Here is a 26,816-nt window from a genome sequence, read left to right on the forward strand (position 1 = left end):
ACACCGATGTTGAAGTGTACCGGCGGGCTAGCCCCGGGCCAAAATCGTGCGTGCCTTCTCGGCATCGCGGCCCATTTCGTCCACGAGTTCATCCACCGAGTTGAACTTCTCCATGCTGCGAACCCGCGCCACGAAATCGACCGCCACATGCTGGCCGTACAGGTCCGCGGCGGTGTCCATGATGAACGCCTCGACGGTACGTGCCTTGCCGGAGAACGTCGGGTTGCTGCCCACCGAGACGGCTGCCTGATACCGCTCACCGGGAACGACGGTGCCCATGGTGGGACCGTGTCCGAGCAGCGTGAACCAGGCCGCGTACACCCCGTCCGCCGGGATGGCGGCGAACATCGGCGGCGCCACGTTGGCGGTCGGAAAGCCCAGTTCCCGGCCGCGGCCGTCACCACGGACCACGACACCCTCGACCCTGTGTGGACGTCCGAGTGCCTCGGTGGCAGCGACCATGTCACCGGCGTCGACGCAGGACCTGATGTACGTCGAGGAGAAGGTGACGGCGTGTTCACTGAGCAGTTTCACAGCGTCGACAGCGAAGCCGAACCGATCCCCCGCCTTTTTGAGCATGGCGACGTTCCCGGTCGCCTTCTTGCCGAAGGTGAAGTTGTCCCCGACCACGACCTCGGCAACGTGCAGTCGCTCGACCAGCAGTTCATGCACGTAGCGATCGGGTGAGAGCTTCATGAATTCGGGGGTGAAGGGCACCACGAGGAAGACGTCAACGCCCAATTCCTCGGCCAGCTCCGCGCGCCGGGTAAGGGTCGTGAGCTGTGCCGGATGGGTGCCGGGAAGCACCACTTCCATGGGGTGGGGGTCGAACGTCATGAGGACGCTCTTGAGGTTGAGCTCGCGTGCGGCCTTCACCGCGCGCCCGATGAGTTCGGCGTGACCTCGGTGCACACCGTCGAATACGCCGATCGTCAACACGCACCGACCCCAGTCGGACGGGATTTCGTCTTGCCCGCGCCAGCGTTGCACGACATGAAGCCTACTTCGGAAGATATGAGAGGGCCGATCAGGCTTTCGGTCTTCGCGCCGGCGGCTCATCCAAGGCTGACTAGGCTGAGCTTCGTGAGCCCCTCTCGATCCGACCGGCCCGCCGGATCCTCCGATGCCGACCTGACGACGGTTGCCCAGGACTACCTCAAGGTGATCTGGACCGCGCAGGAGTGGTCACGCGAAAAGGTGAGCACCAAAATGTTGGCCGAGGCGATGGGCGTGTCGGCGAGCACCGCCTCCGAGTCGATCCGCAAGCTGGCCGATCAAGGTCTGGTTGATCACGAAAAGTACGGCGCGGTGACGTTGACGAACCAGGGCCGCAAAGCGGCCGTGCTCATGGTGCGTCGGCACCGACTACTGGAGACGTATCTGGTCAACGAACTCGGATACGGGTGGGACGAGGTGCACGACGAGGCCGAGGTGCTTGAGCATGCGGTCTCCGACCTTCTGCTGGCCAAGATTGACGCGAAGCTTGGTCATCCGCAACGCGATCCGCACGGCGACCCCATTCCCGGGCCGGACGGGCAGGTGCCCACCCCCCCGGCGCGCCAGCTGTCTGACTGCGCTAACGGCGATGCCGGTGTGGTGGCGCGAATCTCTGATGCCGATCCGGAGATGCTGCGCTACTTCGACACTGTAGGCGTGGCACTGGACGCTCGGGTGACGGTGGACGAGCGGCGTGACTTCGCCGGAACCATCTCGGTATCGATCAAGGGCGACGGCAGTGGCCGCGGGGAAAAGAAGCTTGAGTTGGGAAACCCTGCAGCGCAATCAATTTGGGTTGTACTCGACTGAAATGGCCGGCAACGCGACGTGTGAGTGCCTGCTGTGCGTCGACTACGGCGATCGCGGTGATTACAACGAGAGCGACCGCGGCATCATCGGCAGCGTCACCGAATACGGCTGGAGCGCGCTGGGAATCGGTCCGACCTCGTCGGAGGAGAGCCCACCGTTCGCATACACCGTCGGGATGTGGCACACCATGCGATCGCCCGAGCTGGCGATCTACGGAGTCAACGACGTTGCGATGATGCAGCGCGCTTTGAATGCGGTTGCCGAACAGGTACAGGACGGACGCCGGCTGCAGGTGGGCGAAACGTTTGGTGACGTGCTCGCACTGCCGGCCGTCGACGACTACCAGGTGAAGCTGTCCCCCGTCGATCCGAGTTGGTATCACAACGAATTCGGGTTCGGGCTGTGGTTCAACCGGACCAACCATGTGCGATATCTGCAGATTCTGTGGCCCGACGGTGATGGGCGCTTCCCCGGGAATCCCGAACTCGATCCGCACTTTGCGGACCGACAGCCGCTGATGTGGATGCCCAGAGAGCTTCATCCTCCGAGCCGGTGGGTCCGCGACTGAGCTGCGGTTTCGGGCGGGTTTGAACAATCTTCAAAAAGATGGAACCGAATCACGACTAGCCGCGTCAGATCTACAAAAGATCACGTCGAATCCCGGGAGGGGCGAGGTAATGACATCAGCCGGTGACGCGCCGCTGCAGGTGGTAATCGACGAAGTCAGTGCACTCAGCAAGTTCGCCGCCGGCCTTGCAGACCAAATGAGATCGGGTTCAACTTCGCTGGATCGCGAGGTTCAGGCGTTGTTCGGTGTCTGGAAGGGCACCGCAGCCGACTCCTACCGGTCCGGATGGGACGAAATGCAAGACGGTGCAACGAAAGTGTGGGACGCACTCGCTGATATCGCCTCTACGTTGGACTCTAACGCGGCGGCATTCCAGGCCCAGGAAGTCTCGACGGCATCGTCGATCGACTCAACACAGAGGGGCTGAGCTGTGCCCGCTCACATCGAGTCAGAGTTCTCGTTCGATCTGGATCACATTGATCAGGTCACCGTGCGCGCTCGCGGATTCAAGGAGTTCGTCACCGAGAATCTCGATCAGCTAGAAGCACGTGTCCAGAAGCTGGTGCAGAGCGGGCAGTGGACAGGCGCCGCCGCCGCTGCGTACACGGAAGCGCATCAGCAGTGGATAGATGCGGCACGCGAGCTCGTCGAAGGACTGAACCAGATGGAAGAGGCCGCTAGAACAGCACACGGCGCCTACTCGGAGGCCCAGGAAGCCAATCTTCGGATGACGAGGGGATGACGTGGCCGTCGTTGTTGAATCAGCCGCGTACTACGCCGCCGCGGAAACCTGCTACAGGCTCTCGACCGACGTCCAGGCCGCGTTCAAGCCGCTTTCCCGTGTCCTGACTCTGGAAACCAGCGGAATGGCGGGCGGCTATCAGGCCGTCATGGCTTGGTCGAGCGGCTACGACGAACGTGCGGGCGCTCTCGTGATGGTGACTACTGATTACGCCAGGGCGCTACAACGCTTGGGAGACATTCTCATTGCGGCTGGCTACAACTGGGCAATCGCCGACTGGCGAGCGAATCGCGATCCCAACAAGGGAACGGGCCCGGCCTGCCCTCGGACAATCCCGTCGGAATTACCTTATGGGGCAGATGTTGTCGTCGGTGTGGCATCGTCAAAACACAATGGCCCAGGTCTTGAGTCGGATGTGCCCGACCTGTATAAGAAGGTCGTTGCTCAGGTAGCGGGCGGCGAGATCCCGGACGGCGATACAGACAAGCTCGATCGTGCGGCCAAGGCGTGGAAGACGTTTGCCGACAATGACGTGATCTCAAGGGGCGAATCCGACCTCAGGCTCTCGGCTAACGCATTGAGCAATTTTCATGCCCCAGATATCCCGAACCTCAGCGAGCATCTCACGACGCTCTCCACAAGTGCGGGCAGAATCAAGCTGGCCGCAAGCGATCTCGCGACCTCGACGACCGCCCACTACGCGGCGCTCAATCAGCTGCGATCAGATATGCAGTTCGCAATCGCCAGCACTCTCGGTGTTGGAATAGCCGCCATCGCCGCCATCGCCGTCATCACTCGCGGGCGTGCTACCGCAGGAGGCGCGGAGATCGCGGCCACAGCGGTAGACGCCTGTGCATCAGCGCTCGCGGCATGCATCCGCCCATTCCTTACGACATTGGGCGGCATCACCTTTGGCGCGGGATCAATCACCGCTGCGGGTCTGGGCGCGATCATAGGATTATCGATCGCAACGATTACTGGCGAAACGACGGTCTACTCGAACCGCAAGCCGCCCAACGACGCATTTGACAAGAACGGAGCCAAGGCGCCGGGCTATCCGGGTGACTATCCGGCGGGATCATTGCCACGGGATTTCGTACCACCGAAAGATGGCCCCAAGTGGGTACCGAATCCGAACCCTAGAGGCAAAGGTTTCGGCTGGGAGGATGCCAACGGAAACGTCTGGGTTCCCACCGGCCCGCGCCCAGGACTCGCTCACGGTGGGCCGCACTGGGACGTACAACATCCCGATGGCACGTACGACAATGTTCGGCCGCCACTACCAGAGCCAGAAGCTAGCGGAGGAAAACCATGACCGACGGACAAACGGTAGCCCTCGAGGCGACAGGCATTAGCTACGGCTCCCAAAATGACGAAGCTGTATTCTTCGGCCGATTAGACAGCATCGCCGCTGTCCAGTCGTACGCCGGAGGCCATGGGCGGACGGAAGTGATCACCGTAAGCCTTGACTCCATCGATGAGGACGACTTACGTGAGTTCGTCGCGCTCTTTCGTCGGTACGACATTGAGCCGAGGGAACTACGGGTCTTGAACACTGGGCGGTTCGGAGCTTGGTTCAGTGACCCAGATCGGTGGTGGTACAACGAAGTTTTCGGCCAGAGGCCGACAGACAATGAGTTGCAGTCAAGCGCAGAAATCGACCCCTGGGAAGACAAAAGTCACAAGTGGGATGCTCGAGAAGCCTACGACAGTCATACAAACGTCTGGCCTAACACTGACGGTTCCAGCGATAGCAAGGTAGACCTCGCCGCACGAGACGTCACTTTCTACTCCCACGGCGACGAAGAGGCATTCTTTCAGTGGCTCAACAGAATACCTGGTGTTGAGTCCTATCGAGGGCAGGGTTCCACACTGCGCATCGCCGTTAACCCGGACATAGGCGAGGAATGGGACCCCGCCGAATTCGTTGCCCTATATCGCAGATACAACATCGACATAAAAGAGCTACGAGTTCTTTTCACGAGTCGCCTCGACCCCTGGTATAGCGACCCCAAACGTTACTGGCACAACGAGATCTTCGGGTAGTCGCTACAGATTGGCCGGGCGCAGCACCACAACCGATGTCGTGCGAGAACCCTTGTCCGCCAATAACGCAATGACCCGATTTTCGGAATCCACCGCAGCGTAGGTGCCTCCGATACCGGCGGCCGACAACGGCCGCCCATTGCGCACCGAATCGACCTCTGCCGCATCCAGATCGCGTCGGGGGAACCCCTCAAGACAGGCGCTATCGAGATCCAGCGTCAACGTCGCGCCCTCGGCCAACTCGTCGAGTGTGCGCGCCCGATCCAGCCTGAAATCACCAACTCTAGTGCGCCGCAACGCCGTCAGATGCCCGCCCACGCCCAGCGTGGCCCCCGCATCGCGAGCCAACGCTCGAATATATGTCCCGGAGGAGCAGTCCACCGCCACGTCCACATCGACAAACCCATCCCCCGGTCTCCGCGCCGCCAACACGTCGAACCGCGAGACACGCACGGGCCGCGCCGCCAACTCGACGGTCTGCCCTTCCCGCGCCAACTTGTACGCGCGCTGTCCGTCGACCTTGATTGCACTCACCGAGGATGGCACCTGCTCGATGTCCCCACGCAACGCCGCCACTGCCGTCTCGATATCCGCATCGGTCACCTGTGAGGCCGAAATAGTCTGCAACACCTCACCTTCGGCATCATCGGTGCTGGTGTTCTGCCCGAACCGAATCGTTGCCGCATACGACTTGGTGGTCAACGTCAGCAGTCCCATGATCTTGGTGGCACGTTCGATGCCGATCACCAGCACCCCCGTCGCCATCGGATCGAGGGTGCCTGCATGCCCCACCTTGCGAGTGGAAAACAGCCTGCGGCAGCGCGATACCACGTCATGGCTCGTCATCCCGGCGGGCTTATCCACGATCACCAGCCCCGCGCGGCTCAACGGATCCGTCACGGCACCACGATCGCGGTCAAAATCAGGCCCTTGTCGATGATCCATCGCCCATCGAACGTCGACAGCACGCTGCCGTCGTTGGCCGTGCCGTCCACCAGGATTCGCGATGTGAAGGTCCCATCCGGGTCCAGCGTAATGTGCGCGTCTTCGAAGCCAAGCCAGCGTGCGGTCAGCGGGAACCAGGCCTTGTACGTGGTTTCCTTGGCGCAGAACAACAACCGGTCCCAGTGCGTGCCATCGGGCAACGCGGCGAGCTCGTCACGCTCGACCGGCAGGGCGATTGACTTGAGCACCCCTTTCGGAAGCACATCGTGCGGTTCGGCGTCGATACCCACCGACCGCACCTCCCCCACGCGTCCCACCACGGCACCGCGGAATCCCTCGGTGTGCGTCATGCTGCCCACGACCCCACTGGGCCAGAGCGGTTGCCCCTTGTCACCCTTGAGAATCGGAGCTTCGGGGACCCCCAAGACGGCCAGGGCCTGCCGCGCGCAGTACCGCACGGTGATGAACTCGTTGCGACGCTTGGCCACCGATTTGGCGATCAGCGGCTCCTCTTCGGGCAGCGGCACCAAACCGGGTGGGTCGTCGTACAGCTCCGCCGAGGACAGCACATCGGGAACCACCGACGCAATCAACTGATCAGTACTGCTGTCTCTTCGCGCAAGACGCTCATCAGTCACTGGCACGCTCCTTGGCAAGCCGTTCACGGAATCGCTTGGCCGTCACTCTCATCTGCTCGGTGATCTCGAAATGGCCCCCGAATTCGTTGAGGTAGCCGGGCGGATAGTGCGGATCGGGCAGGATCTGCCGTAACCACGAATACGGTTTGCGCTGCGCCCATTCCCGTGGGTAACCAACCGACACCTCCTCGAACCGCACCTCGTCGTACCAGGTGGTCCGCGGAATGTGTAGATGTCCGTACACCGAACACACCGCGTTGTAGCGGGTGTGCCAGTCGGCGGTCGCGGTGGACCCGCACCACAGCGAGAATTCCGGATAGAACAATGCGTCGCAGGGTTCACGCACCAGCGGAAAGTGATTCACCAGGACGGTCGGAGTCATCCAGTCCAGATCTTCCAGCCGCTTCCTTGTGTACCGCAACCGATCCCGGCACCAGGCATCACGCGTCGCGAAAGGCTCACTGGAGAGCAGGAACTCGTCGGTGGCCACCACATTGCGGTCCCGGGCTATCTTCAGACCCTCGGCCTTGGAATTGGCCCCCTCCGGCAGAAATGTGTAGTCGTACAACACGAACATCGGCACGATAGTCGCCGGTCCACCCTGCTCTACCCACACCGGATACGGATGCTCGGGTGTGACGATGCCCATCTCGTCGCACATGTTGACCAGGTAGTCGTAGCGGGATTGCCCGAAGATCTGCATCGGGTCGCGCGCCGTGGTCCACAGCTCGTGGTTCCCCGGCACCCAGATGACCTTGGCGAACCGGCGGCGCAACAGATCCAACGCCGCGCGGATGTCGTCAGTCTTCTCTGCCACATCCCCGGCGACGATCAACCAGTCCTCCGGTGAGGCCGGATGCAGTTCTTCGAGAACGGACTTGTTGGCCGACTGCCCGACATGCAGGTCGCTGATCGCCCACAAAGTGGGCTCCCGTTCCTGCGTCATCCGGCCAATGTACCTACAGGGTTAGCGTGCAACTCTGACCAACATCGAGAACCCGCAGCGCGCGCCCGCTTCCAAGCCAGAACGCACAGGACAGCGCAAGGTCGGTCAGCAGCCCGTCATCGAAGTGTTGACGTGCCCGCTCCCAGAACTCGTCGTCCTCGCGCAGCCCGGTGTGATCGGTGGCGAAGCGATGTGCGAACTCGGCGGCCAGCCGTTCGGCCTCGCTATACCGCGGCGAGGTGCGCCACTGGTCGGCGTCCGCGTAGAAGTCGGCGTCCAGCTCCCCGCTCTGGACGAAGCGAGTGTTCTGACAAACCGTGCATTCGTTCGCGAAGGCCACCGCCATGCGTGCGAGCTCTCGAACCCCGATGGGAAGCCGGCTGCGGTTGTAGACGGCATCCGAAAACCCTGCGAAGCCGGGCGTCATTTCGGGTGAAGCCATCAGCCAGCCGGCGACATCATCGTCCGCATAATTCCCAATTCGTGCCATAGCGTCACGATACTCCCGGACTAGAACGTGTTCTAGTGTTTTGAAAGTTCCGTAATGAGGTGACGACGGGCACGGCTAGACTTCGGCCACCGCGGCCGACCAGATTGAGGTGACTTCGCATGGCCCTACGGGTAGGCCTGACCCGAGTTGGATTGGGCACCGCCATCATGGCGCTGCTACTGAGCGGCCTCGTCGTGTGGCACACCGAACCGGCGGAACACGCCACCAGCGCACCGGTTCAGCTGCGGTTCTCCACCGCGCCCATGACGAACGGCGCCACGACGACGATCAAATGGCCAGTTGTCGCCACCACCGACCCGCGCCCCTTTGACCCCTGCTACGAGATCCCCGGCTCGGTCATCGCTGCGGCCGCGCTGGACCAGACACCGCCCTCCCCCGAAGAGGGGCTGCGCTGCCGGTACGACTCGCGCAACAACTACCAAATTGCCGTAGAGGCGATCGTGTGGCGCACGTATGACGACTCGCTGCCCGCGGACGCCGTGGAGACGACGATTCAGGGTCACCGCGCGGCGGAGTACAACATCATGAAGCCGACCGACTGGAACAACCAGTGGTGGGTGTCTTGCATGATCACCTTCAAGACGAGTTATGGCGTGGTCCAGCAGTCTCTGTACTACGCATCAGCGAAGTACTCCCCCGACGGCCCCGGCTGCCTCGTGGAAAACCGCCGGGTCGCCAACATTCTCGCGCCCTCTTACAAGTTCTAGCTCTGGCCGCGCTCCGCCAACCGCGCCAGCACCTCGGGACGCCGCAGCGGGGGCACCGTCCTAGGTGGCTGACGGCGCGCAGGCAATAGGCCCAACAGTCGCATCGTCGTGGCCGTCACCTCCGCCACCGCATGCTCGAACGCTTCCCGGTTGACATCGGAGGTCTTCTGAATACCGCTGATCTTGCGGATGTATTGCCGCGCCGCCGCCTCGATCTCCTGGTCGGTCGCCGCAGGTTCCAGCCCGCGTAGTTCGGTGATGTTCCTGCACATGCTTCGACGATAGGCCTGACGATGCCGATCCGACTGTGCCCCACCCACCGGTTAGTTCACCTACGCGTGTATACGTAATTCATGCCAGTGACGTCATCGGAGCCGTCTAGCGCGGGATCCAACGCTCTTCACGCAAGCAGTTCATCGCAACGCGACCGGATCGCCGCCGCCGCGCACGAGGTTCTCGCCAAACATCCCCCTGCCTCCACATCGGTCACCGAACTGCTGGGCGCCGTCTATGACGCGGGCCTGGCCTGGGTCCAGTTCCCGGTCGGCCTGGGCGGACTCGACGCCCCACCCTCCCTCCAGGCCGTCTCCGACACCATCCTGCGCGCGGCAGGCATGCCAGACCCCCTGTTCATCAACGTAATTGGTTACGGCATGGCGGCACCCACGGTGCTCGCACACGGACAGCCCGAACTGACCCAACGGATTCTGCGCCCGCTGTTCACCGGTGAAGAGCTGTGGTGTCAGCTGTTCAGCGAGCCGGGCGCCGGTTCCGATCTGGCGGGCCTGGCCACCCGCGCGGTGCGCGACGGCGACGACTGGGTCATCAACGGCCAGAAGGTATGGACCTCGGGTGCCCACCAGGCACGCTGGGCACTCCTGGTGGCCCGAAGTAATCCCGAGGTGCCCAAGCACCGCGGCCTGACCTATTTCGTGGTCGATATGACCGATCCCGGCGTCGAGGTCCGTCCGCTGCGCCAGATGACCGGTGACGCCGAGTTCAACGAGGTGTACCTCACCGATGTCCGGATCCCGGACGCACACCGCCTGGGCAATGAGGGCGACGGCTGGCGGGTATCGATGACGACCCTCATGAACGAGCGCAGCGCGCTGGGCGGCGCATTCGACCACGGCCGCGGCGGCGGATCGATCGGCAACGCCCTGAATCTGTGGAAGCAGCGCCCCGACCTGCACACCCCCGAGCTGCGGGCCAAGCTGACGAATCTGTTCGTGCGCTCGGAGGGAAACCGCTACGGCACCCAGATGCGCATCGCCGCCCAGGGCGACAGGCCCATGGGTCCGGAGGGATCGATCGGCAAGCTGATGGGCGCAGAGCTCAATCAGCAGATCTACGACTTCTGCGTCGAACTGCTGGGCATTGAGGCGACTCTCTACGCCTCGTACGACATGCGACGCGTCGTCGAAGACGACCGCCGTGCCGACACCATGTGGGCCTTCCTGCGGTCCAAGGCCAACACCATCGAGGGCGGCACCTCCGACGTGATGCGCAACATCATCGGAGAGCGCGTCCTCGGATTGCCCGGCGATATCCGGGTCGATACCGACAAGGCCTGGAAGGACGTGCCTCGAGGATGAATGAATTCGAGTTCACCGAAGAACATGGCGATCTACGCGGACTGGTTCGCAGCTGGTGCGAACGTGTCTGGACACCCGAGCACGTACGCGAGATCGTCGATGCCGGCACCGTCGACCTGGACGCCTGGCGTGCGCTGGGCTCCGAGCTGGGTGTGGTCGGCCTGAGCCTGCCCGAAGAATACGGCGGGGGCGGTCTGGGCGTTATCGAATTATCCATCGTGGCAGAGGAACTGGGACGCGCACTGGCCTGCTTGCCGTGGATATCCAGCGCGGCCCTGGGCGCCACCGCGTTGGCGGCCAGCGGCGACGACAACGCCCTCGTCGAGTTGGTGCCCGCGCTGGCTTCCGGCGACAAGACGATCACTCTCGCGGGTGGCCGCACGCGGTTGGCCGACGCGATCACGGTATCCGCGGAATCCGATGCGGACGGGTGGAAGCTCACGGGCGACACCGAGCATGTGCCGGATGGCGCCACTGCCGACGTGATCCTGGTGCTGGCCGATACCGACTCCGGTCCAAGCCTTTTCGCGGTCGACGGGAACGCATTGGGTGTCGACCGGCATGCACTGGCCACCCTGGACCTGACCCGTCGTCAGGCCAATATCCACTTCGACTCCGCTCCCGCGCGCTTGATCGGCGAACAGGGCCAGGGCGCTGACACAGTCGGTAAGGCACTCGACGTCGCAGCCACCGTACTGGCGGCCGAACAGGCCGGTATCGCCGCCTACATGCTGGATGTGACAACCGAATACGCCAAGTCTCGTATCCAGTTCGGGAGAACCATCGGGTCGTTCCAAGCCGTCAAGCACCGCCTTGCCGACATGGCCGCGGCGGCCGGGAACGTGCGCGGCGCCGCCTACCACGCGGCCTGGTCACATGACGACCCGAGCCTTGACGATCCCGCGCTGGCCACCAGCATCGCTCAGCAGGTAGCGTCCGCGGGTACCGTCGAGGTGACCGCGAAGGCCATCCAGAGCCACGGTGGCATCGGATTCACCTGGGAGCATCCAGCCCACCTGTATTACAAACGGGCCGTCAGCAATTCGGCACTCTTCGGGGGCCGTGCCGTCCACGCCGAACGTATCGCCAAGGAGGTTATCGACGCATGACCGAACAAATTCTGTTGACGCAGACCGAAGACCGGATCTGCACCATCACGCTGAACCGCCCACAGGCCCGCAACGCGCTCAGCAAGGCACTGGGCGAGGAGATCGTAAAAGCCGTCACCGCCGCCGATGTCGACGACGATGTCGACGTGATGATCCTGACCGCCGCCGACCCGGTGTTCTGCGCGGGCGTCGACCTCAAGGAGCTGGGCAGCGGTGACCGTGCCGACACCTTGGACCCGTGGTGGCCCGAGCTGTCCAAGCCCGTCATTGGCGCCATCAACGGCGCCGCCGTCACCGGCGGCCTGGAGCTGGCGTTGGCCTGCGACATCCTGATCGCCTCGGAGAAGGCACGTTTTGCCGATACCCATGCGCGCGTGGGTATCCTGCCCACCTGGGGGCTGACCACACTGCTGCCGCTCTCGGTGGGGCGCGGGCTGGCACGGCGCATGAGCCTTACCGGCGACTACCTGTCGGCCGAGGATGCGCTGCGCGCCGGTCTGGTCACCGAGGTGGTTGCGCACGAGGAGCTGCTGCCTGCCGCTAAGAGGCTCGCCGCGACGATCGCCGGGAACAACCAGTCCGCGGTACGCGAGCTCCTAGCCTCTTACCGTCGCATCGAGTCCGAGGTCATCGGCAACGGCCTGCAGGTGGCCCTCGATGACGCCCACCGGTGGATCGCCCAGAACTCCATCGCCGAGGGTGTGGAGGCGCGACGCGCCGCCATCATGGAACGCGGGCGCAGCCAAAACGCTTAGACCCTGGCAGACCTAAGGACGGTCGAAGCGGTACAACGCGATCCGACGGTCCGGCCGGATATCGAACTCGCCCAAGGCAGTCCACTCAAGGCGGGCGAGCACCTTGTGGATCGGCGGATTACCGGCCGCCGGTTCGGCCATCATCCGTCGGCAATCGGGATCGGCGGCGAACACGGCGAACGGCAGCAATCGGATCCACTCGGAGATGACGCCGCGGCCCAGATACTCGGCGGCCGCCGTGGCTATGTGGAAGCCGGTGTCGTGCGGATGCGACGGGTAGATCCGGGAGATCTCGTCGCGCGCGGCGCGGTACATCTCGACGTAGCCGATCTCGGCCCCGTCAACCGACAGGATGCAGGGCAAGGAGTAATGGCCGGCCAGTCGATAAGAAGCGTCCTCATGCCAGCGTGCAGCCGACCATCGTTGCTCCCAGGTTTCCAACAGATGCGGGCGCGCGAACCACTCGCTGAGCATGTCCGGGTCTGATCCTGCGGGGTCGACCACACGCATCGCATACCGGGTGCCGTCGAACGACGGCAGCGGTGGCGCCCCGGCCTCGATGACCTCGACTGCCACATCGGTGTTCTCTCTAGCGATGCGGTAACCGGTAGGGGTGTTCATCTGCCAAGAGGCTCCGTTCGATCAATAGGCCCAACTTAGGCAAGCCGTATTCTACGAAGCGTTTCTGAGACAGCAGCCCTACCCCTACATCAAGTGCGGCGTCTCCTTATGGATCTTGTGGTCGTGATGCACTGTGCCGCCTACCACTGCGAATCCGAGGCCCGCGGTGACCAGTAAGGCGATCGCCGCGGCCATTCCCCATCCGTGACGTCCGGCCGCCAATGCCGCCAGCCCCAACGCGGTGATCGTGACCGACATCAGCCCAAGGAAGTAGCCGGTCCACACGGCAAATCGATCAAGGTTCATTTCGAAACACCTCCTCATCCAGCGTTTCCCAGAGTACTCCGCACGTGACCTGGATCACATAGCCGACTGTTGAGCAAACCCCGATATCATCGGATGGCGTCACACGATCAGGGGAGGAATCATGTCTTATCCACAGCAGTACCCTGCCGCGGCGCCGCCACCCAGGTACTTTCAGGTCCGGCTGACCAAGCACACCGGGATGCTGATCATGTTCAGTACCCGGTCCTACACGATCACCGGGACGCTGGAGCAATGCGAGACCGCATACAGCGACGCGCAGATCCACAATCTGGCGGCCGGGTGGTGGAGCTTTCTGTCCATCCTCGTCATGAACTGGATCGCGATATTCGGAAACATGGGGCAGATCAAGCAGATTCGTCGCTTGGCCGCGCAACCCCCGGCCTACCAGGGCTACCCGCCAGCGGGATACCCGCCGTCAACCGCTGGATATCCCTACCCGCAGCCGCAGCATCCCCAGTACCCGCCGGCGGCGCACTGATCAGTGGCCGGGCCCCAGAACGGCCCAGCGGCCCGACAGCGCGCGCCAGCCGACCAACACCAGCCGCAGTATCAGGAAAAGGGTGAGCCCGGACCAAATTCCGGTAAGACCCCACCCGAAGACGAGCGACAACCACACCAGTGGCAAGAATCCGCACAAGGCGCTGACCATGGTGGCGTTGCGCATGAACCGGGCGTCTGCGGCCCCCAACAGCACACCGTCGAGAGCGAAAACGAGACCGGAAATCGGCAACTGGCACACCAGGAACCACCACGGCACGTACATCTCGTGCAGCACCGTCACATCGGAAGTGAACAGACCCGGAAGTACAGGCGCACCGACAGCAAAAAGTGCTGCCAACACCACCGCGAACCCCAGCGAGAAGGCCGTCACCCGCCAAGCCACCGACTTGGCCTCCGCTACCCGGCCCGCTCCCAGCGCGGAGCCGACGAGAGTCTGCGCCGCGATGGCGAGTGAATCGAGTACCAGCGCAAGGAGACTCCACACCTGCAGGACCACCTGATGCGCCGCCAGCGCCGCCGCACCAAATCGTGCGGCCACCGCCGCGGCGCTGATGAAGCAGGCCTGAAAGGCCAGACTGCGCACCAACAGATCGCGGGCCAGCACCAGCTGCGCGCGCAGCACGGGCGGGTCCATGCGCAGCCGAACGCGTTCGGAGTACAGGGCACGTAGGAAGAGGATCGCGGCCAGCCACTGCCCCACCAGGTTGGCCACCGCCGACCCCGCCAATTCCATGCGAGGCATCCCGAGTAACCCATAAACCAGCACCGGACACAGCACGGCCGAAACCGCAAAGCCGACAATCACGTACCGCAACGGCCGGACCGTGTTCTGCACACCGCGCATCCAGCCGTTCCCGGCCAGTGACACCAGGATGGCCGGTGCCGCAAAGATGGCGATACGCAACCACGTCAGTCCTTGAGCAGCCACATCGGGTGCCGCGGCGATGGCCCGCACCACCGGTGCGGCCACCGCGTTCACGATGAGCGTCAGGGCGGCTCCGATCAGCAGCGCCAGCCAGGTTGCCTGCACGCCCTCATGCACCGCCCCGGCACGATCACCGGAGCCGAACAGTCGTGCCGCACGGGCCGTGGTGCCGTACGAAAGGAAGGTCAGCTGCGTGCCGACCAGCGAAAGCACCAGTCCCCCAACGACCAAACCCGCCAAGGGCACCGCACCCAGGCGGCCCACCATGGCGATATCGAAAAGTAAGTACAGCGGTTCGGCCGCCAAAACTCCCAGCGCGGGCAACGCCAAAGCAACGATTCGGCGCCTTAGCCCAGACGGCGCGGCAGCATCGCCCACATCAGTCAAGGGCGCGAACCAGCGCCGCCACTAACTCGTCGATGGGACCGGTGGCCGAGAACCCGGCGGCCAGCCGGTGTCCGCCGCCGCCGAAGGTTGCCGCTACTGCCGACAGATCCACCGCGGACTTGGCACGCATCGACACCGACCAATGCTCGGGCTCGATCTCCTTGAACACCACCGCCACCTCGGCCTCGGTGGTGGCGCGCACGATGTCGACGATCGACTCGACCTCCTCGGCCCGCGCGGAGGACCAGACGTCATGGGTGACAACGGCATAGACCAGTCCCGCACCCCGAACAGCCTCAGGAATCAGCTGGGCGGTGCCCAGCACACGCGACAAGATAGGCAGCCACACGAACGGATGCGAATCCATGAGCGTGCGGGTGATGTTCACGCCGTCGGCACCCAAGTCCAGCAGCCGGGCCGCCAGCCGGTGGCCTTCCGCGGTGGCCCAGCGGAAAGACCCGCTGTCGGTGACCAGACCGGCGTACAGGCAATGCGCAATCTCGGGGGTGATGCCCACCCCCCAGGCGTCGAGCAGCCGGGCCACCATCATCGTCGTCGAATCGGCCTTGATATCAAGATAATTCGCCGTACCGAAGAGCTCATTGGACGCGTGGTGGTCGATAACCAGCACCGGTGCGGTCCCGTCGACCAGCTCGCCCAGTCGTCCCAGCCGCCGCACGCTCGGGCAGTCGACCGTGACCACCAGATCTGGATCCGTGCACAACTCATGCGGGGGCACCAAAAGTTCTGCGCCCGGCAGGGTGCCGAGTGACTCCGGAGGGGCCGCCGGTGCCCCGAAACTCACCTGGACGTCAACCCCCTTGGCCACCAGCACCTGTCCGAGTGCCAGCCCGCTGCCCACCGTGTCGGCGTCGGGGTGCACATGGCAGATGATCACGACCGTCTTGGCCTTAATCAGGAGCGCCACCGCGCCCTCTGCGTCTACGCGTGCCCCCACCGCACCCGTCTCAATCGGGACGGCGCTCATCGTCCTCGTCAGATGCGGGGTCCTCGTCCGAGGATGCCTTGTAAGGATCGGCATCACCGGCATGTAGAGCTCCCTGCCGGACCTCGGCGAGTGCGGCGTCAGCCACACGCGCGCGCTCCAACAGCTCCTCCATATGCCGGGCCGAATCCGTCAACGTGTCGAGGACGAATGCCAGGGTGGGCGTGAAGCGCACCCCCGTACCGGCACCAACCTTCGTTCGGAGCACACCCTTCGCTTTCTCTAGCGCCGCCGCCGCGCCGGGATAATCCGGCTCGTCGGAGAGAGTCTGCCCGATCACGGTGTAGTACACGGTCGCATCGTGCAGATCGTTGGTCACCCGGGTATCGGTGACCGTGACCATCGTCAGCCTCGGGTCTTTGATCTCGTACTCGATCGCCGAGGCGACGATGGCCCCAATCCGCTTGGCCAGCCTGCGTGCGCGGGCGGGATCAGCCATATCTAGACGCGTTCCTTTTCACGGAGCTCGTACGCCTCGATGACGTCGCCTTCCTTGATGTCGTTGTACGTCAAGGTGAGACCGCACTCGTAACCGTCACGAACCTCGGTGACGTCATCCTTCTCACGCTTGAGCGAAGAGATGGTGACTGTCTCGGCCACCACGACGTTGTCACGCAACAGCCGAGCCTTGGCGTTACGCCGGAGGATGCCCGACTGCACGAGGCAACCGGCGATATTGCCGACCTTCGACGAGCGGAAGATGGCACGGATCTCGGCACGGCCGAGCTCCACCTCTTCGTAGACCGGCTTGAGCATGCCCTTGAGCGCGCTCTCGATCTCGTCGATGGCCTGGTAGATCACCGAGTAGTAGCGGATGTCCACACCCTCGCGGTTGGCCAGCTCGGTCGCCTTGCCCTCGGCCCGCACATTGAAGCCGATGATGATGGCATCCGAGGCCGAGGCCAGGTTGACGTTGGTCTCGGTGACACCACCGACACCGCGGTCGATGACGCGCAGCTGCACCTCGTCGTCGATGGCAATACCGAGCAGTGCCTCTTCCAGAGCCTCGACCGTACCGGCGTTGTCGCCCTTGAGGATCAGGTTCAGCTGACTGGTTTCCTTCAGCGCGGCGTCCAGATCGTCCAGGCTGATCCGCTTGCGGCTGCGTGCGGCCAGTGCGTTGCGCTTGCGCGCGCTGCGCCGATCCGCGATCTGCCGGGCGATGCGGTCCTCATCAACAACGAGCAGGTTGTCGCCTGCGCCGGGCACCGAGGTGAAACCGATGACCTGGACAGGACGCGAGGGCAGCGCCTCTTCGACATCGTCGCCATGCTCGTCGACCATGCGCCGCACGCGACCGTACGCATCGCCGGCAACCACCGAGTCACCAACCCGCAGCGTGCCGCGGGTGATCAGGACGGTGGCCACTGGGCCACGACCACGGTCCAGATGGGCTTCGATCGCCACACCCTGGGCTTCCATATTCGGGTTGGCCCGCAGATCCAAGGCGGCATCGGCGGTCAGCAGCACGGCCTCGAGCAGCTGCTCGATATTGGTGCCGGCTCGGGCCGAGATGTCGACGAACATCGTCTCGCCACCGAAGTCCTCTGCCACCAGTCCGTATTCGGTGAGCTGGCTGCGGACCTTCGTCGGATCGGCGCCTTCCTTATCGATCTTGTTGACCGCCACCACAATCGGCACATCGGCCGCCTGGGCATGGTTGATGGCCTCGACCGTCTGCGGCATCACACCGTCATCGGCAGCCACCACCACGATCGCGATATCGGTGGCCTTGGCACCGCGGGCACGCATGGCGGTGAACGCCTCGTGGCCGGGGGTGTCGATGAAGGTGATGGGACGCTCGTTGCCGTCGTGCTCGACGGTCACCTGGTAGGCACCGATGTGCTGGGTGATGCCACCTGCCTCGCCCTCGCGGACGTTGGCCTTACGGATGGTGTCCAGCAGGCGGGTCTTACCGTGGTCGACGTGACCCATGACGGTCACCACCGGCGGCCTGGTCTGCAGATCCTCTTCGCCGCCTTCGTCCTCGCCGTAGGTGAGGTCGAAGGATTCCAGCAGCTCGCGATCCTCGTCCTCAGGCGAAACGACCTGCACGACGTAGTTCATCTCGCCGCCCAGCAGCTCCAGGGTCTCGTCACCCACAGACTGGGTGGCGGTCACCATCTCGCCGAGGTTGAACAGGGCCTGCACCAGCGATGCCGGGTTGGCGTCGATCTTCTCGGCGAAATCGCTCAGCGAGGCACCGCGGGCAAGCCGGATGGTCTCACCGTTGCCGTGCGGCAACCGAACGCCACCGACAACCGGCGCCTGCATGTTCTCGTACTCGGCGCGTTTCGCCCGCTTCGACTTACGACCCCGCTTCGGGGCACCGCCGGGACGACCGAACGCACCTGCCGCACCACCGCGCTGACCGGGACGGCCACCGCCGCCACCGCCGCCACCGGGGCGACCGCGGAAGCCACCGGCACCTGCGGCACCCGGAGGACCACCGGCCGGTGCGCCGGTACTGGCACCACCGCCGCGGTAGTTACCGCCGCCACCACCGGGACCACCGGGACGACCGCCACCCGGACCACCGGGACGACCACCTCCGGGACCACCGGGACGACCGCCACCCGGACCAGCGGGACGCGGCGGGCGCGGGCCCATCGATCCGGGAGACGGACGGGGCGGCATGTTGCTCGGGGACGCGCCACCGGGACGCGGGGCGCCCGGGCGGGGTGCCTGTGGACGTGGGATCGGCCGCTCGGTCGGCTGTACCGAGGAGAACGGGTTGTTGCCGACGCGCGGCACCCGCGGAGCGCCAGGCTTGGGCCCGGGCGTCGCGCCGCCGGGCCGCGGGGCGGCCGGAGCGGGGGCTTCGGCTTCTGCTTCGGGCCGGGATGGGACTTCCGGCTTGGGGCTTGGGGCAGCCGGAGGCGCCGGGGGTGTCTCCGGCGCGGGAGCCTCAACAACGGGCTCAGCAACCTTCTTCGGCGCGGGCTTGGGGGCCGCGGGCTTGGGAGTGGACGTCTTGGCGGGTGCCGCAGTCTCTGCGGCCGCACCATTGGATCCGGCGGCGGCGGGCTTATCGCCACCACCGAATGCCTCACGAAGACGCCGCGCGACGGGGGCTTCCACCGTCGAGGATGCGGACTTAACGAATTCGCCCTGATCACTCAGTCGGGCGAGAACTTCTTTACTGGTCACACCGAGTTCTTTAGCTAACTCGTGTACCCGGGCCTTGCCTGCCACTGCTCTCCTGTCTGCGAGGCAGCGGCTTCAGGCGCCGTGCCTCGTGTTAGCTGTGATGGACGATCATCATCGACGCTTCACGGTGTGCTCATTGTTTGTCGTTGCCAATCTCTTGGTATTGCTCAACATGTTCGAAGACCGCGTTCGTATCCGGGTTTCCGGCGATCCGGAGCGCTCGCACGAATGCTCGCCGCTTTACCGCAAGGTGATAACACTGTGCCGACGGGTGCAACCACGCACCGCGGCCGGGCAGTCTGCGCTGGATGTCGACGACAACGTCTCGACCATCCGAAGCACACACAGCAACCACACGAAGCAGATCTACGGCCAGCTCTCGCTTCCGGCATCCCACGCATGTCCGCACCGGCTGACCGGTGCGGGAATGCGCGAACACCGAAGTCTCGCGCTGGATCACGGTTTAGTCTACCGTCCGCAGCACCTGATTTAAGAATCGCCCCACACCACATCAGCGGGGATGGCCAGAGAAGCCCCTCAGACCACGGTCAACATGGTCGTGACCACACAAATCAACGCCAACACCTTCAGGCACTCCAGCCCCACGTACCACAGATGTCCACGGGTGCGGCCCTGATAATCATCGCCCGCCCGTATCGCATCAGACCTCTTGACGATCACCGGCCGCACCACCAGAAGCTGAACCGCCAGACATGCACAGGCACCAGCAACGGCCACCTCCGACACGATCGAGGGTCGCCCGATGACCAGAAGCGCGATCAGCGCCGCCGCGAGCAGACACTCGACCGTGTTCAAAGCCCGAAACACCGGGCGGCCTATCGCGAGCCCCAGCTGAATCGTCATTCCCGGCGCACGGAACTTCAGCGGCGCCTCCATAAAGGAGATCGCCACCACCATGCCCAGCCAGAATGCGGCCAGGGCCACCGCTGCCCCCGCGTGTGTCACGCCACTGCTTCGGCCAACGGTCCGAACAGCTCGTGGTTAATGCGCTCCTGCGGGATACCCAGGGACACCAGATCCTCGTTGATGGCCGACATGAACAGCCGCGGACCGCACACGAACACCGTGGAGGACTGGTCGAGGGGAAGCCGATCCAAGTTCATACGCCCAACACCGTCCGCCGGATAATCCACATGCGCCCGTTCGTACCACGTGTGCAGCCGCCCGGCGGGCAGTCGGCCGACGAGATCTGCCAGCTCGTGTCGGTAGGCGTGCGCCGCCGCCGACTGATCCGCGTGCAGAACCACCACCTCCCGCGACGACTGCGTAGCGACCAGCTCTTGCAGCATCCCCATGATCGGCGTACATCCGATACCCGCCGACACCAGAACCAACGGGTCCGTCGAATCGTCGAGCGTGAACTCGCCCATCGGTACCGAGACCCGCAGCTGCTGACCCTCGAAGACGTTGTCGTAGATGAAGTTCGACACCTCACCGGCCGGGGTGTCACCCGCGTTGATCCGCTTGACAGCAATACGCCAGTCACCCGGGTGGGCGCCACGCGACAAACTGTACTGCCGGATCTGCCGCGCTCCATCCGGCAACGCCACCTGGATCGATATGTACTGTCCGGGTAGGAAACTGGGTAATCCGGCCGATAACCCACGTAATTCGAATGTGGCCACATCTGCCGATTCCAGCCGACGGCGCACCACGGCGGCCTGCAGCCACACGTCACCCGGCGCCACCCCCGCGGCGTCGTACAACGCCTTCTCGCGGGCTATCAACTGGTCGGCCATCGCCCAGTAAAACTCGGTCCATGCGACGGCGACCTCCTCGGTCACCGCATCCCCCAGCACCTCCGCAATCGCGGCGAACAGATGCTCATACACAATCGGATACTGCGCGGCGACGATCCCCAGTGAGACGTGCTTATGGGCGATGCGATCGAGCACTGAATCATATTGGCCGGCATTGCCTTCCAGCACCGCAACGGCGAATGACGCAATCGACGCGGCGAGCGCCTTCGGCTGCTCCCCCGCCGCCTGGTTTCCACGGTTGAACAGATCGCGGAGCAGCTCCGGGTGTGCGGCGAACATCTTCGAGTAGAAGAGGGGTGTGATCTCGTTGATCGCACCCGCCACCGCGGGGAGGGTTTGACGAATCACGGCTAGCGACTCTGCTGATATCACTTAACTGTTCCTTTCTATTTTCGGATGCACTGCCGGACGGGCGATTTCAGCGACCGTCCACTGATCCAGGCTCATGTAGAACGATTCCTGCGCCGTACGCAGCGCGGCACGCAGCCGACAGCCCTGCCGCAGCGGACAGGGGTTGGCCCCGTCGCAGTCGACGACCTCGCCCCCACCCTCCAGCTGTCGCGCCAGCTCGCCTACTCGCTGCTGCAGCCCGACGGGTGTGATGCAGATTCCCCCGTGCCGTCCGCGTGCGGACTCGACGGTCCCCAATGCCACAAGTCGGGCAACGACTTTGGTGGAATGGGCATACGACACACACAGCTGTGTGGCCAGGTCATCAGTGCGTGCCTGAGCGCCCGGCCCCTCGACGGCCAGGCGCATGACGATGCGCAAGCCCAGATCGGTGAATCGCGTCAGCTGCACATAACTTGTATATGAGATACAAGTTATGTGCCGATAGGGACTTTGGTCAGTATCTGTGGCTTACCCCGCGTTAATCGGTGCTAACTTTCGGGGTCTGCGTCACTCCTGATGTCGATACGCCATCCGGTGAGTCGCGCGGCAAGCCGGGCGTTCTGCCCTTCTTTGCCTATCGCCAGGGACAATTGAAAGTCGGGGACGATGACGCGGGCGGCCTTGCCCACCTCATCGATGACCGATACCGATACCACCTTCGCCGGCGAGAGCGCATTGGCGACGAACCGCGAGGGGTCTGGGTCGTAATCGATGATGTCGATCTTTTCGGCGGCCAGCTCGCTCATCACATTGCGCACGCGCTGACCCATGGGACCGATACAGGCGCCCTTGGCGTTGAGTCCGGGAACCTTTGACGCCACCGCAATCTTGGATCGGTGCCCCGCCTCACGGGCGACCGCGATGATCTCTACCGAGCCGTCGTTGATCTCCGGTACTTCAAGTGAAAACAGCTTGCGCACCAGATTCGGGTGCGTACGCGACAGGGTGATCAACGGCTCGCGCGCACCCCGGGATACGCCAACGACATAGCAGCGCAACCGGTCTCCGTGGTGATATTCCTCCCCCGGCACCTGCTCGGCCGACGGGATGACCCCTTCGGATCCCTTCGTCTCACTGCCCATCCGAACCACGACAAGCCCACGGGCGTTAGCTCGAGCGTCGCGCTGGATCACGCCACTGACGATCTCGCCCTCACGCGTGGAGAATTCGCCGAACTTGTGCTCGTTCTCCGCGTCGCGCACACCTTGCTGGAACACCTGCCGCGCGGTGGTGGCCGCGATACGGCCGAATCCCTCAGGCGTGGCGTCCCACTCGGTGATGAGGTTGCCGTCTTCGTCGGTCTCACGGGCCATCACGCGAACCACACCCGTCTTGCGGTCGAGTTCGATACGCGCGTTGGGCTCATGACCGTCGGTATGCCGGTAGGCGGTCAGCAGCGCCGTCTTGATGATGTCAATCGCCTCGTCGACCGTGATGCCCTTATCGGCGGCCATCAGGCTTACTGCTGCGGGATCGATGTTCATGCGCCACCTCCAGTTTCGGCTGCCCCGGCCAGTTTGAGTTCTTGCGGGTTGGGCGTTTTGAACTCCACCTGCACTACCGCGCTCTCGATATCGGAGAACGCAAGATCACGCACGGTCCAGCCGGTGCCCTTGACGGGTTTACGCAGCACCACCTGCACCCCGTCCTCGTTCGTCACGCCGATGCGCCCCAGCAGATCCTCACCATCGGTAAGGCGAATCTCCGCCAGCCTCGTGTGTGCACGTCGGAAGTGGGCAGGAGTGGTCAGCGGTCGGTCGACACCCGGCGTGGTGACCTGCAGCTCGTAAACCTCCGAGCCGGTGTCCATCTCGTCCAACAATGCCGATGCGGTGCGGCTCAGTGCGGCGACGGCGTCCAGGTCCACCGGAGAATCCGAGTCGACCACCACCGTGATGCGGGCGGGAACGGTTTCTTCATCGACGGAGACACTTTCGATCTCGACGCCGGACCGGGTGAACTCGGCAGCAAGCAGCTCGATCACCTGGTCATCGGATGGCAGCCCCATGGCGTTTTGCGGCTCCTCATCTTGAGTTATCGGGCGTTCGGCTTGCTCACATTAGTCGGACGATCATCCTGACCAGCACTCCACCTTACGCCCGGCGAGGGCTGTCATGCCGCAACCGCGTGCACTGGCAGGATGGGCGGATGCCCAGAAGCCTGTCGCGCCGCGACGTGTTGATCGGAGGCGCCGCACTGGGCGTCACCGTGCTGGCCGCCGCGTGCCAGCAGACACCGGATACCAAACCCGAGGTGGACGGCCTGCTGACCCAGATCGACCTCGCGCAGCGCGACACGGCCTCGGCAACCTCAGCGGCCGCCGTTAACGCTGAGCTCGCGCCCGCACTGACGGCCGTCGCGGCGATCCGCCGCGCGCACGGCGCCGCGCTGTCCAAGGAACTCGACCGCATCCCCGGCGCGACCACAACCACCAGGGCTTCCAGCAGCACGACCACGTCATCGGCCCCGCCGCCACAGGTCGATCAGCTCAAGGCCCAACTCAAGGACTCGTCGCGCGCCGCGCTGGACCTGGCAACCAAATACAGCGGGTACCGCGCCGGGCTGCTCGCGTCGATCAGTGCCGCCTGCGCCTCGGCCGCAGAGGTTGATCTGCCATGACTTCGACCGAACCCACTCCGCAGCCGGCCACGTCGGCCGAGGACACCGCGCTGGCCAATGCCCTTGCCAACGAGCACGCGGCCATCTACGCCTACGGCCTGGTCTCGGCGCATTCACTGCCCGATAACAATTGGCTGGTAACCGAATCCATCATCGAACACCGCCAGTGTCGCGAGGAGTGCATCGCCAAGCTGCACGGTCGTGCGGTCGCTGCACCCGTGGCCGCCGCCGGCTACAAAATCCCGTTCCCGGTGAACACCCCGGCCGGCGCCACCAAGTTGGCCTTGCAGGTCGAGACCGACACCGCGACCTCCTGGCGGGCCGTCGCTGAACAGGCCAGCAACGGCGATGACCGCGGATTCGCGGCGCGGATGCTGACCGAGAGCGCAATTCGCGCGGCACGGTGGCGGGTTACCGCCGACATCACGCCGGCGAGTGTCCCATTCCCGGGAGGGTCAGAAACCTAGGCGAAGTGCTTCTGGGTGTCGGTCATCAATCCGGCCAGCCCACGCCGGATGACCGGCCTGAGGTACTGAGTGAGACCGAGCGATGGGTCGATGAAGAAGCTCCAGGTGAACAGCGATCCGGTCGCGGTGCCCACCACCTCGTAGTACTCGCCGAACCGCTTGGTCCCGGGGAACGTCGTCGTCTCGACGGTGAAGGCGTTGCGGTACCGCTCGGGGCTCTCCTCCCAGAGGATGAACCGCTCGTACAACGTCGTCCCGGGGACGACCAGCTGCGCCGTCCGGGTCGAACCGACACCGCGCGGCTCCGGTGAGGTCCAGCTGATCTTCTTGATGGCCTTGCACCAGTGCAGCGGACTTTCACCATTGAGTTCAGCCCACACCGTCGCCGCATCCTTAGCCAGCGGCGCAGAGAAGGTATACACGAAATCGCTTGAGTTGAAGTCGCTTTCAACTAGCGGGGCGAGCTTAAAAGACGGCATGTCGATTACCCTATCGCTCTACCGAATCGCCTGTGTGATGGACGCCACGGCATCGGTCGCCGCGATGGCTTGCACCTCCCCCGTGAGCCGATTTCGCAGCTCGACGGTTCCGTCGGCCCAACCGCGGCCGATCACCACGATCCAGGGCACTCCGAGCAGCTCGGCGTCCTTGAACTTGACCCCCGGTGAGGCGGTCCGATCGTCGAGGAGCACCTCGTGACCCAACCGGTCCAGGTCCGCGGCCAGCTCCTCGGCACCCGCACGTGCTGCGGCGTCCTTGTTGGCGATGACGACGTGCACATCGAACGGCGATACCGCGGCGGGCCAGCGCAGCCCGAGCTCGTCGTGCTGCTGCTCGGCGACGACGGCTACTAGCCGCGAGACGCCGACACCGTAGGAGCCCTGGGTGAGCCGCACCGGTTTGCCGTTCTCGCCGAGCACGTCGACGGTGAACGCATCGGTGTACTTGCGGCCCAACTGGAAAATGTGGCCTATCTCGATCCCGCGTGCCGACACCAGCCGGCCGACGCCATCGGGTGATGGGTCGCCGTCGCGCACCTCGGCGGCCTCGATGGTGCCGTCGGGGGTGAAGTCGCGCCCGGCGACGAGGTTGACCACGTGCTTGCCGGGTTCATCGGCACCGGTGATCCAACTGGTGCCCTCCACGATCCTCGGATCCACGAGGTAGCGAACCCCGTTGGCGATCAATCCCTTCGGTCCGATGTAGCCGCGCACCAGGAACGGATGCTTGGCGAAGTCGGCGTCACCGAGCATCTCGTACTCGGCGGGCTCCAGCGCGGCGCCGAGGCGCTTGTCGTCAACCTCACGATCCCCGGGTACGCCAACGGCGAGCAACTCCCACTCGCCACCTGGCTGACGCACCTTCAGCAGAATGTTCTTCAGAGTGTCGGCGGCGGTGACAGACCTGCCGAGATCGACCGAGTTGGCCCAGTCGACCAGCGTCGCAATGGTCGGGGTGTCGCCGGTCTCGTGCACGACCGCTTCCGGAAGGCCCTCGATGGGCTGAGCCGGCGGTGCCGGTGTGACGACCGCCTCGACGTTGGCGGCGTATCCAGATTCCACGCACCGCACGAAAGTGTCTTCGCCAGTGGGGCTTTCGGCGAGGAACTCCTCGGATGCACTACCGCCCATGGCTCCCGAGGTGGCGGCCACAATCACATAGTCCAGGCCCAGCCGGCCGAAGATCCGTTGGTACGCCTCACGGTGCGCGTGATAGGCCGCCTTGAGCCCGTCATCGGAGGTATCGAACGAGTACGAGTCCTTCATGACGAATTCGCGGCCACGCAGAATGCCCGCGCGCGGACGCGCCTCGTCCCGGTACTTCGTCTGGACCTGGTAGAGGATGACCGGGAAATCCTTGTAGGAGCTGTACTCCCCCTTCACGGTGAGCGCGAAGAGCTCCTCGTGCGTGGGGCCGAGCATCATGTCGTTACCGCGCCGATCCTTGAGCCGGAACAGCGAATCGCCGTACTCGGTCCATCGGTTCGTGGTCTCATACGGCGCGCGCGGAAGCAGAGCGGGCAGCAGGATCTCCTGGCCGCCAATGGCATTCATCTCTTCGCGGACGATGTTCTCGATCTTGCGGAGGACCCGAAGGCCGAGCGGTAGCCAGCTGTACACACCCGGCGCAATGGGGCGCACATAGCCCGCGCGGATGAGCAGCTTATGGCTGGGAACCTCTGCGTCGGCCGGGTCGTCGCGCAGCGTGCGTACGAATAGCTCGGAAAGTCGGGTAATCACGGTTGCACAGCATATCGGCGCGCCGTCGAGG

The 26,816-nt window shown here is 64.2% G+C and carries 33 protein-coding genes; 13 read left to right on the forward strand and 20 right to left on the reverse strand.

The annotated features are described in order from the left end of the window. Positions 1-27 precede the first annotated feature (27 nt). The gene (locus AB0H22_RS16090; RefSeq protein WP_180747987.1) at positions 28-990 is read right to left on the reverse strand and encodes a bifunctional riboflavin kinase/FAD synthetase; all 963 of its coding nucleotides are present in this window, start codon (positions 988-990) and stop codon (positions 28-30) included. A gap of 93 nt (positions 991-1,083) precedes the next feature. Here AB0H22_RS16090 and AB0H22_RS16095 point away from each other — a divergent pair, with 93 nt between their 5' ends. The 6 genes from AB0H22_RS16095 (at position 1,084) to AB0H22_RS16120 (ending at position 5,162) form a co-directional block, all read left to right on the forward strand. Further along, positions 1,084-1,806, forward strand: a complete 723-nt coding sequence (locus AB0H22_RS16095) for a metal-dependent transcriptional regulator (protein WP_358147216.1) — start codon at positions 1,084-1,086, stop codon at positions 1,804-1,806. A 1-nt stretch (position 1,807) separates the two neighbouring features. Next, positions 1,808-2,374 (forward strand): DUF4262 domain-containing protein, encoded by a 567-nt coding sequence (locus AB0H22_RS16100; RefSeq protein ID WP_180747989.1) that lies wholly within the window; start codon positions 1,808-1,810, stop codon positions 2,372-2,374. Between the two features lie 109 nt (positions 2,375-2,483). Continuing rightward, positions 2,484-2,801, forward strand: coding sequence for a WXG100 family type VII secretion target (locus tag AB0H22_RS16105; protein ID WP_180747990.1), 318 nt, complete (start codon positions 2,484-2,486; stop codon positions 2,799-2,801). A gap of 3 nt (positions 2,802-2,804) precedes the next feature. After that, positions 2,805-3,116 (forward strand): WXG100 family type VII secretion target, encoded by a 312-nt coding sequence (locus AB0H22_RS16110; RefSeq protein WP_180747991.1) that lies wholly within the window; start codon positions 2,805-2,807, stop codon positions 3,114-3,116. A gap of 1 nt (position 3,117) precedes the next feature. Further along, positions 3,118-4,431: a polymorphic toxin type 37 domain-containing protein gene (locus AB0H22_RS16115; protein ID WP_358147217.1), complete on the forward strand. Its 1,314-nt coding sequence runs from the start codon at positions 3,118-3,120 to the stop codon at positions 4,429-4,431. Then, on the forward strand, positions 4,428-5,162 hold the full coding sequence (locus AB0H22_RS16120; protein ID WP_358147218.1) for a hypothetical protein: 735 nt from the start codon (positions 4,428-4,430) through the stop codon (positions 5,160-5,162). The genes AB0H22_RS16115 and AB0H22_RS16120 overlap by 4 nt, the downstream gene beginning before the upstream one ends. A 3-nt stretch (positions 5,163-5,165) precedes the next feature. Here AB0H22_RS16120 and truB read toward each other — a convergent pair whose 3' ends face one another. Genes truB through AB0H22_RS16140 form a run of 4 tightly spaced genes read right to left on the reverse strand, consistent with a single transcriptional unit; the run spans position 5,166 to position 8,181 of the window. Then, the gene (truB, locus tag AB0H22_RS16125; protein ID WP_358147219.1) at positions 5,166-6,062 is read right to left on the reverse strand and encodes a tRNA pseudouridine(55) synthase TruB; all 897 of its coding nucleotides are present in this window, start codon (positions 6,060-6,062) and stop codon (positions 5,166-5,168) included. Next, the gene (locus tag AB0H22_RS16130) at positions 6,059-6,700 is read right to left on the reverse strand and encodes a 4'-phosphopantetheinyl transferase (RefSeq protein ID WP_358147495.1); all 642 of its coding nucleotides are present in this window, start codon (positions 6,698-6,700) and stop codon (positions 6,059-6,061) included. The genes truB and AB0H22_RS16130 overlap by 4 nt, the downstream gene beginning before the upstream one ends. A gap of 37 nt (positions 6,701-6,737) precedes the next feature. Then, a complete protein-coding gene (locus tag AB0H22_RS16135; RefSeq protein ID WP_180747994.1) occupies positions 6,738-7,691 on the reverse strand; it encodes a metallophosphoesterase in 954 nt (317 codons plus the stop codon). A 13-nt stretch (positions 7,692-7,704) separates the two neighbouring features. Further along, positions 7,705-8,181 carry a carboxymuconolactone decarboxylase family protein gene (locus AB0H22_RS16140; RefSeq protein WP_358147220.1) on the reverse strand — a complete coding sequence of 159 codons (477 nt, stop codon included), beginning with the start codon at positions 8,179-8,181 and terminating at the stop codon, positions 7,705-7,707. A gap of 119 nt (positions 8,182-8,300) precedes the next feature. On the opposite strand from AB0H22_RS16140, the gene AB0H22_RS16145 reads away from it, so the two are divergent. Further along, positions 8,301-8,909, forward strand: coding sequence for a DUF3558 family protein (locus AB0H22_RS16145; protein ID WP_358147222.1), 609 nt, complete (start codon positions 8,301-8,303; stop codon positions 8,907-8,909). Here AB0H22_RS16145 and AB0H22_RS16150 read toward each other — a convergent pair. Further along, positions 8,906-9,181 carry a DUF2277 domain-containing protein gene (locus AB0H22_RS16150; protein WP_180747997.1) on the reverse strand — a complete coding sequence of 92 codons (276 nt, stop codon included), beginning with the start codon at positions 9,179-9,181 and terminating at the stop codon, positions 8,906-8,908. The two genes, AB0H22_RS16145 and AB0H22_RS16150, sit on opposite strands and share 4 nt — an antisense overlap. A gap of 81 nt (positions 9,182-9,262) precedes the next feature. Here AB0H22_RS16150 and AB0H22_RS16155 point away from each other — a divergent pair, with 81 nt between their 5' ends. Genes AB0H22_RS16155 through AB0H22_RS16165 form a run of 3 tightly spaced genes read left to right on the forward strand, consistent with a single transcriptional unit; the run spans position 9,263 to position 12,368 of the window. Then, complete coding sequence (locus tag AB0H22_RS16155; protein ID WP_180747998.1) at positions 9,263-10,504, forward strand: acyl-CoA dehydrogenase family protein; 1,242 nt, start codon at positions 9,263-9,265, stop codon at positions 10,502-10,504. Further along, entirely contained in the window at positions 10,501-11,613 is a 1,113-nt protein-coding gene (locus tag AB0H22_RS16160) for an acyl-CoA dehydrogenase family protein (protein ID WP_358147224.1), read from the forward strand. The genes AB0H22_RS16155 and AB0H22_RS16160 overlap by 4 nt, the downstream gene beginning before the upstream one ends. Next, the gene (locus AB0H22_RS16165) at positions 11,610-12,368 is read left to right on the forward strand and encodes an enoyl-CoA hydratase (RefSeq protein ID WP_180748000.1); all 759 of its coding nucleotides are present in this window, start codon (positions 11,610-11,612) and stop codon (positions 12,366-12,368) included. Before AB0H22_RS16160 ends, AB0H22_RS16165 begins: the two co-directional genes overlap by 4 nt. Before the next feature lie 12 nt (positions 12,369-12,380). On the opposite strand, the gene AB0H22_RS16170 is transcribed toward AB0H22_RS16165, so the two are convergent. Beyond that, positions 12,381-12,989: a GNAT family N-acetyltransferase gene (locus AB0H22_RS16170; protein WP_180748001.1), complete on the reverse strand. Its 609-nt coding sequence runs from the start codon at positions 12,987-12,989 to the stop codon at positions 12,381-12,383. An 84-nt stretch (positions 12,990-13,073) separates the two neighbouring features. After that, positions 13,074-13,295 (reverse strand): hypothetical protein, encoded by a 222-nt coding sequence (locus AB0H22_RS16175; RefSeq protein WP_358147227.1) that lies wholly within the window; start codon positions 13,293-13,295, stop codon positions 13,074-13,076. 121 nt (positions 13,296-13,416) lie between these two features. On the opposite strand from AB0H22_RS16175, the gene AB0H22_RS16180 reads away from it, so the two are divergent. Then, positions 13,417-13,794 (forward strand): hypothetical protein, encoded by a 378-nt coding sequence (locus AB0H22_RS16180; RefSeq protein ID WP_358147228.1) that lies wholly within the window; start codon positions 13,417-13,419, stop codon positions 13,792-13,794. On the opposite strand, the gene AB0H22_RS16185 is transcribed toward AB0H22_RS16180, so the two are convergent. The 10 genes from AB0H22_RS16185 to rimP form a co-directional block, all read right to left on the reverse strand. Continuing rightward, the gene (locus AB0H22_RS16185; RefSeq protein ID WP_358147230.1) at positions 13,795-15,129 is read right to left on the reverse strand and encodes an MATE family efflux transporter; all 1,335 of its coding nucleotides are present in this window, start codon (positions 15,127-15,129) and stop codon (positions 13,795-13,797) included. It lies immediately after the preceding gene. Next, positions 15,122-16,117, reverse strand: a complete 996-nt coding sequence (locus tag AB0H22_RS16190) for a bifunctional oligoribonuclease/PAP phosphatase NrnA (RefSeq protein WP_180748004.1) — start codon at positions 16,115-16,117, stop codon at positions 15,122-15,124. The genes AB0H22_RS16185 and AB0H22_RS16190 overlap by 8 nt, the downstream gene beginning before the upstream one ends. Next, the gene (gene rbfA, locus AB0H22_RS16195) at positions 16,098-16,574 is read right to left on the reverse strand and encodes a 30S ribosome-binding factor RbfA (protein WP_180748005.1); all 477 of its coding nucleotides are present in this window, start codon (positions 16,572-16,574) and stop codon (positions 16,098-16,100) included. Before rbfA ends, AB0H22_RS16190 begins: the two co-directional genes overlap by 20 nt. A 2-nt stretch (positions 16,575-16,576) precedes the next feature. Then, a complete protein-coding gene (infB, locus tag AB0H22_RS16200; protein WP_180748006.1) occupies positions 16,577-19,330 on the reverse strand; it encodes a translation initiation factor IF-2 in 2,754 nt (917 codons plus the stop codon). Between the two features lie 88 nt (positions 19,331-19,418). Continuing rightward, positions 19,419-19,724, reverse strand: a complete 306-nt coding sequence (locus AB0H22_RS16205; protein ID WP_180749625.1) for a YlxR family protein — start codon at positions 19,722-19,724, stop codon at positions 19,419-19,421. 98 nt (positions 19,725-19,822) lie between these two features. Then, a complete protein-coding gene (locus tag AB0H22_RS16210; RefSeq protein WP_180749626.1) occupies positions 19,823-20,203 on the reverse strand; it encodes a hypothetical protein in 381 nt (126 codons plus the stop codon). A gap of 44 nt (positions 20,204-20,247) precedes the next feature. Then, positions 20,248-21,438 carry a globin domain-containing protein gene (locus AB0H22_RS16215; RefSeq protein WP_180748007.1) on the reverse strand — a complete coding sequence of 397 codons (1,191 nt, stop codon included), beginning with the start codon at positions 21,436-21,438 and terminating at the stop codon, positions 20,248-20,250. After that, the gene (locus AB0H22_RS16220) at positions 21,439-21,867 is read right to left on the reverse strand and encodes an Rrf2 family transcriptional regulator (protein WP_358147233.1); all 429 of its coding nucleotides are present in this window, start codon (positions 21,865-21,867) and stop codon (positions 21,439-21,441) included. It abuts the gene before it with no gap. A gap of 80 nt (positions 21,868-21,947) precedes the next feature. After that, positions 21,948-22,943 (reverse strand): transcription termination factor NusA, encoded by a 996-nt coding sequence (nusA, locus tag AB0H22_RS16225; protein WP_180748009.1) that lies wholly within the window; start codon positions 22,941-22,943, stop codon positions 21,948-21,950. Further along, the gene (gene rimP / locus AB0H22_RS16230; RefSeq protein ID WP_180748010.1) at positions 22,940-23,467 is read right to left on the reverse strand and encodes a ribosome maturation factor RimP; all 528 of its coding nucleotides are present in this window, start codon (positions 23,465-23,467) and stop codon (positions 22,940-22,942) included. Before rimP ends, nusA begins: the two co-directional genes overlap by 4 nt. Before the next feature lie 140 nt (positions 23,468-23,607). Between rimP and AB0H22_RS16235 the strand changes: the two genes are divergently transcribed. Beyond that, entirely contained in the window at positions 23,608-24,078 is a 471-nt protein-coding gene (locus AB0H22_RS16235; protein WP_180748011.1) for a hypothetical protein, read from the forward strand. Then, complete coding sequence (locus tag AB0H22_RS16240; protein ID WP_180748012.1) at positions 24,075-24,545, forward strand: ferritin-like domain-containing protein; 471 nt, start codon at positions 24,075-24,077, stop codon at positions 24,543-24,545. Before AB0H22_RS16235 ends, AB0H22_RS16240 begins: the two co-directional genes overlap by 4 nt. Here the strand turns inward: AB0H22_RS16240 and AB0H22_RS16245 are convergent. Next, complete coding sequence (locus tag AB0H22_RS16245) at positions 24,542-25,030, reverse strand: SRPBCC family protein (RefSeq protein ID WP_358147498.1); 489 nt, start codon at positions 25,028-25,030, stop codon at positions 24,542-24,544. The two genes, AB0H22_RS16240 and AB0H22_RS16245, sit on opposite strands and share 4 nt — an antisense overlap. 12 nt (positions 25,031-25,042) lie before the next feature. Further along, positions 25,043-26,785 carry a proline--tRNA ligase gene (locus AB0H22_RS16250; protein WP_358147237.1) on the reverse strand — a complete coding sequence of 581 codons (1,743 nt, stop codon included), beginning with the start codon at positions 26,783-26,785 and terminating at the stop codon, positions 25,043-25,045. Positions 26,786-26,816 lie beyond the last annotated feature (31 nt).

Source organism: Mycobacterium sp. NPDC050853 (assembly GCF_040653875.1).
Lineage (GTDB): Bacteria > Actinomycetota > Actinomycetes > Mycobacteriales > Mycobacteriaceae > Mycobacterium.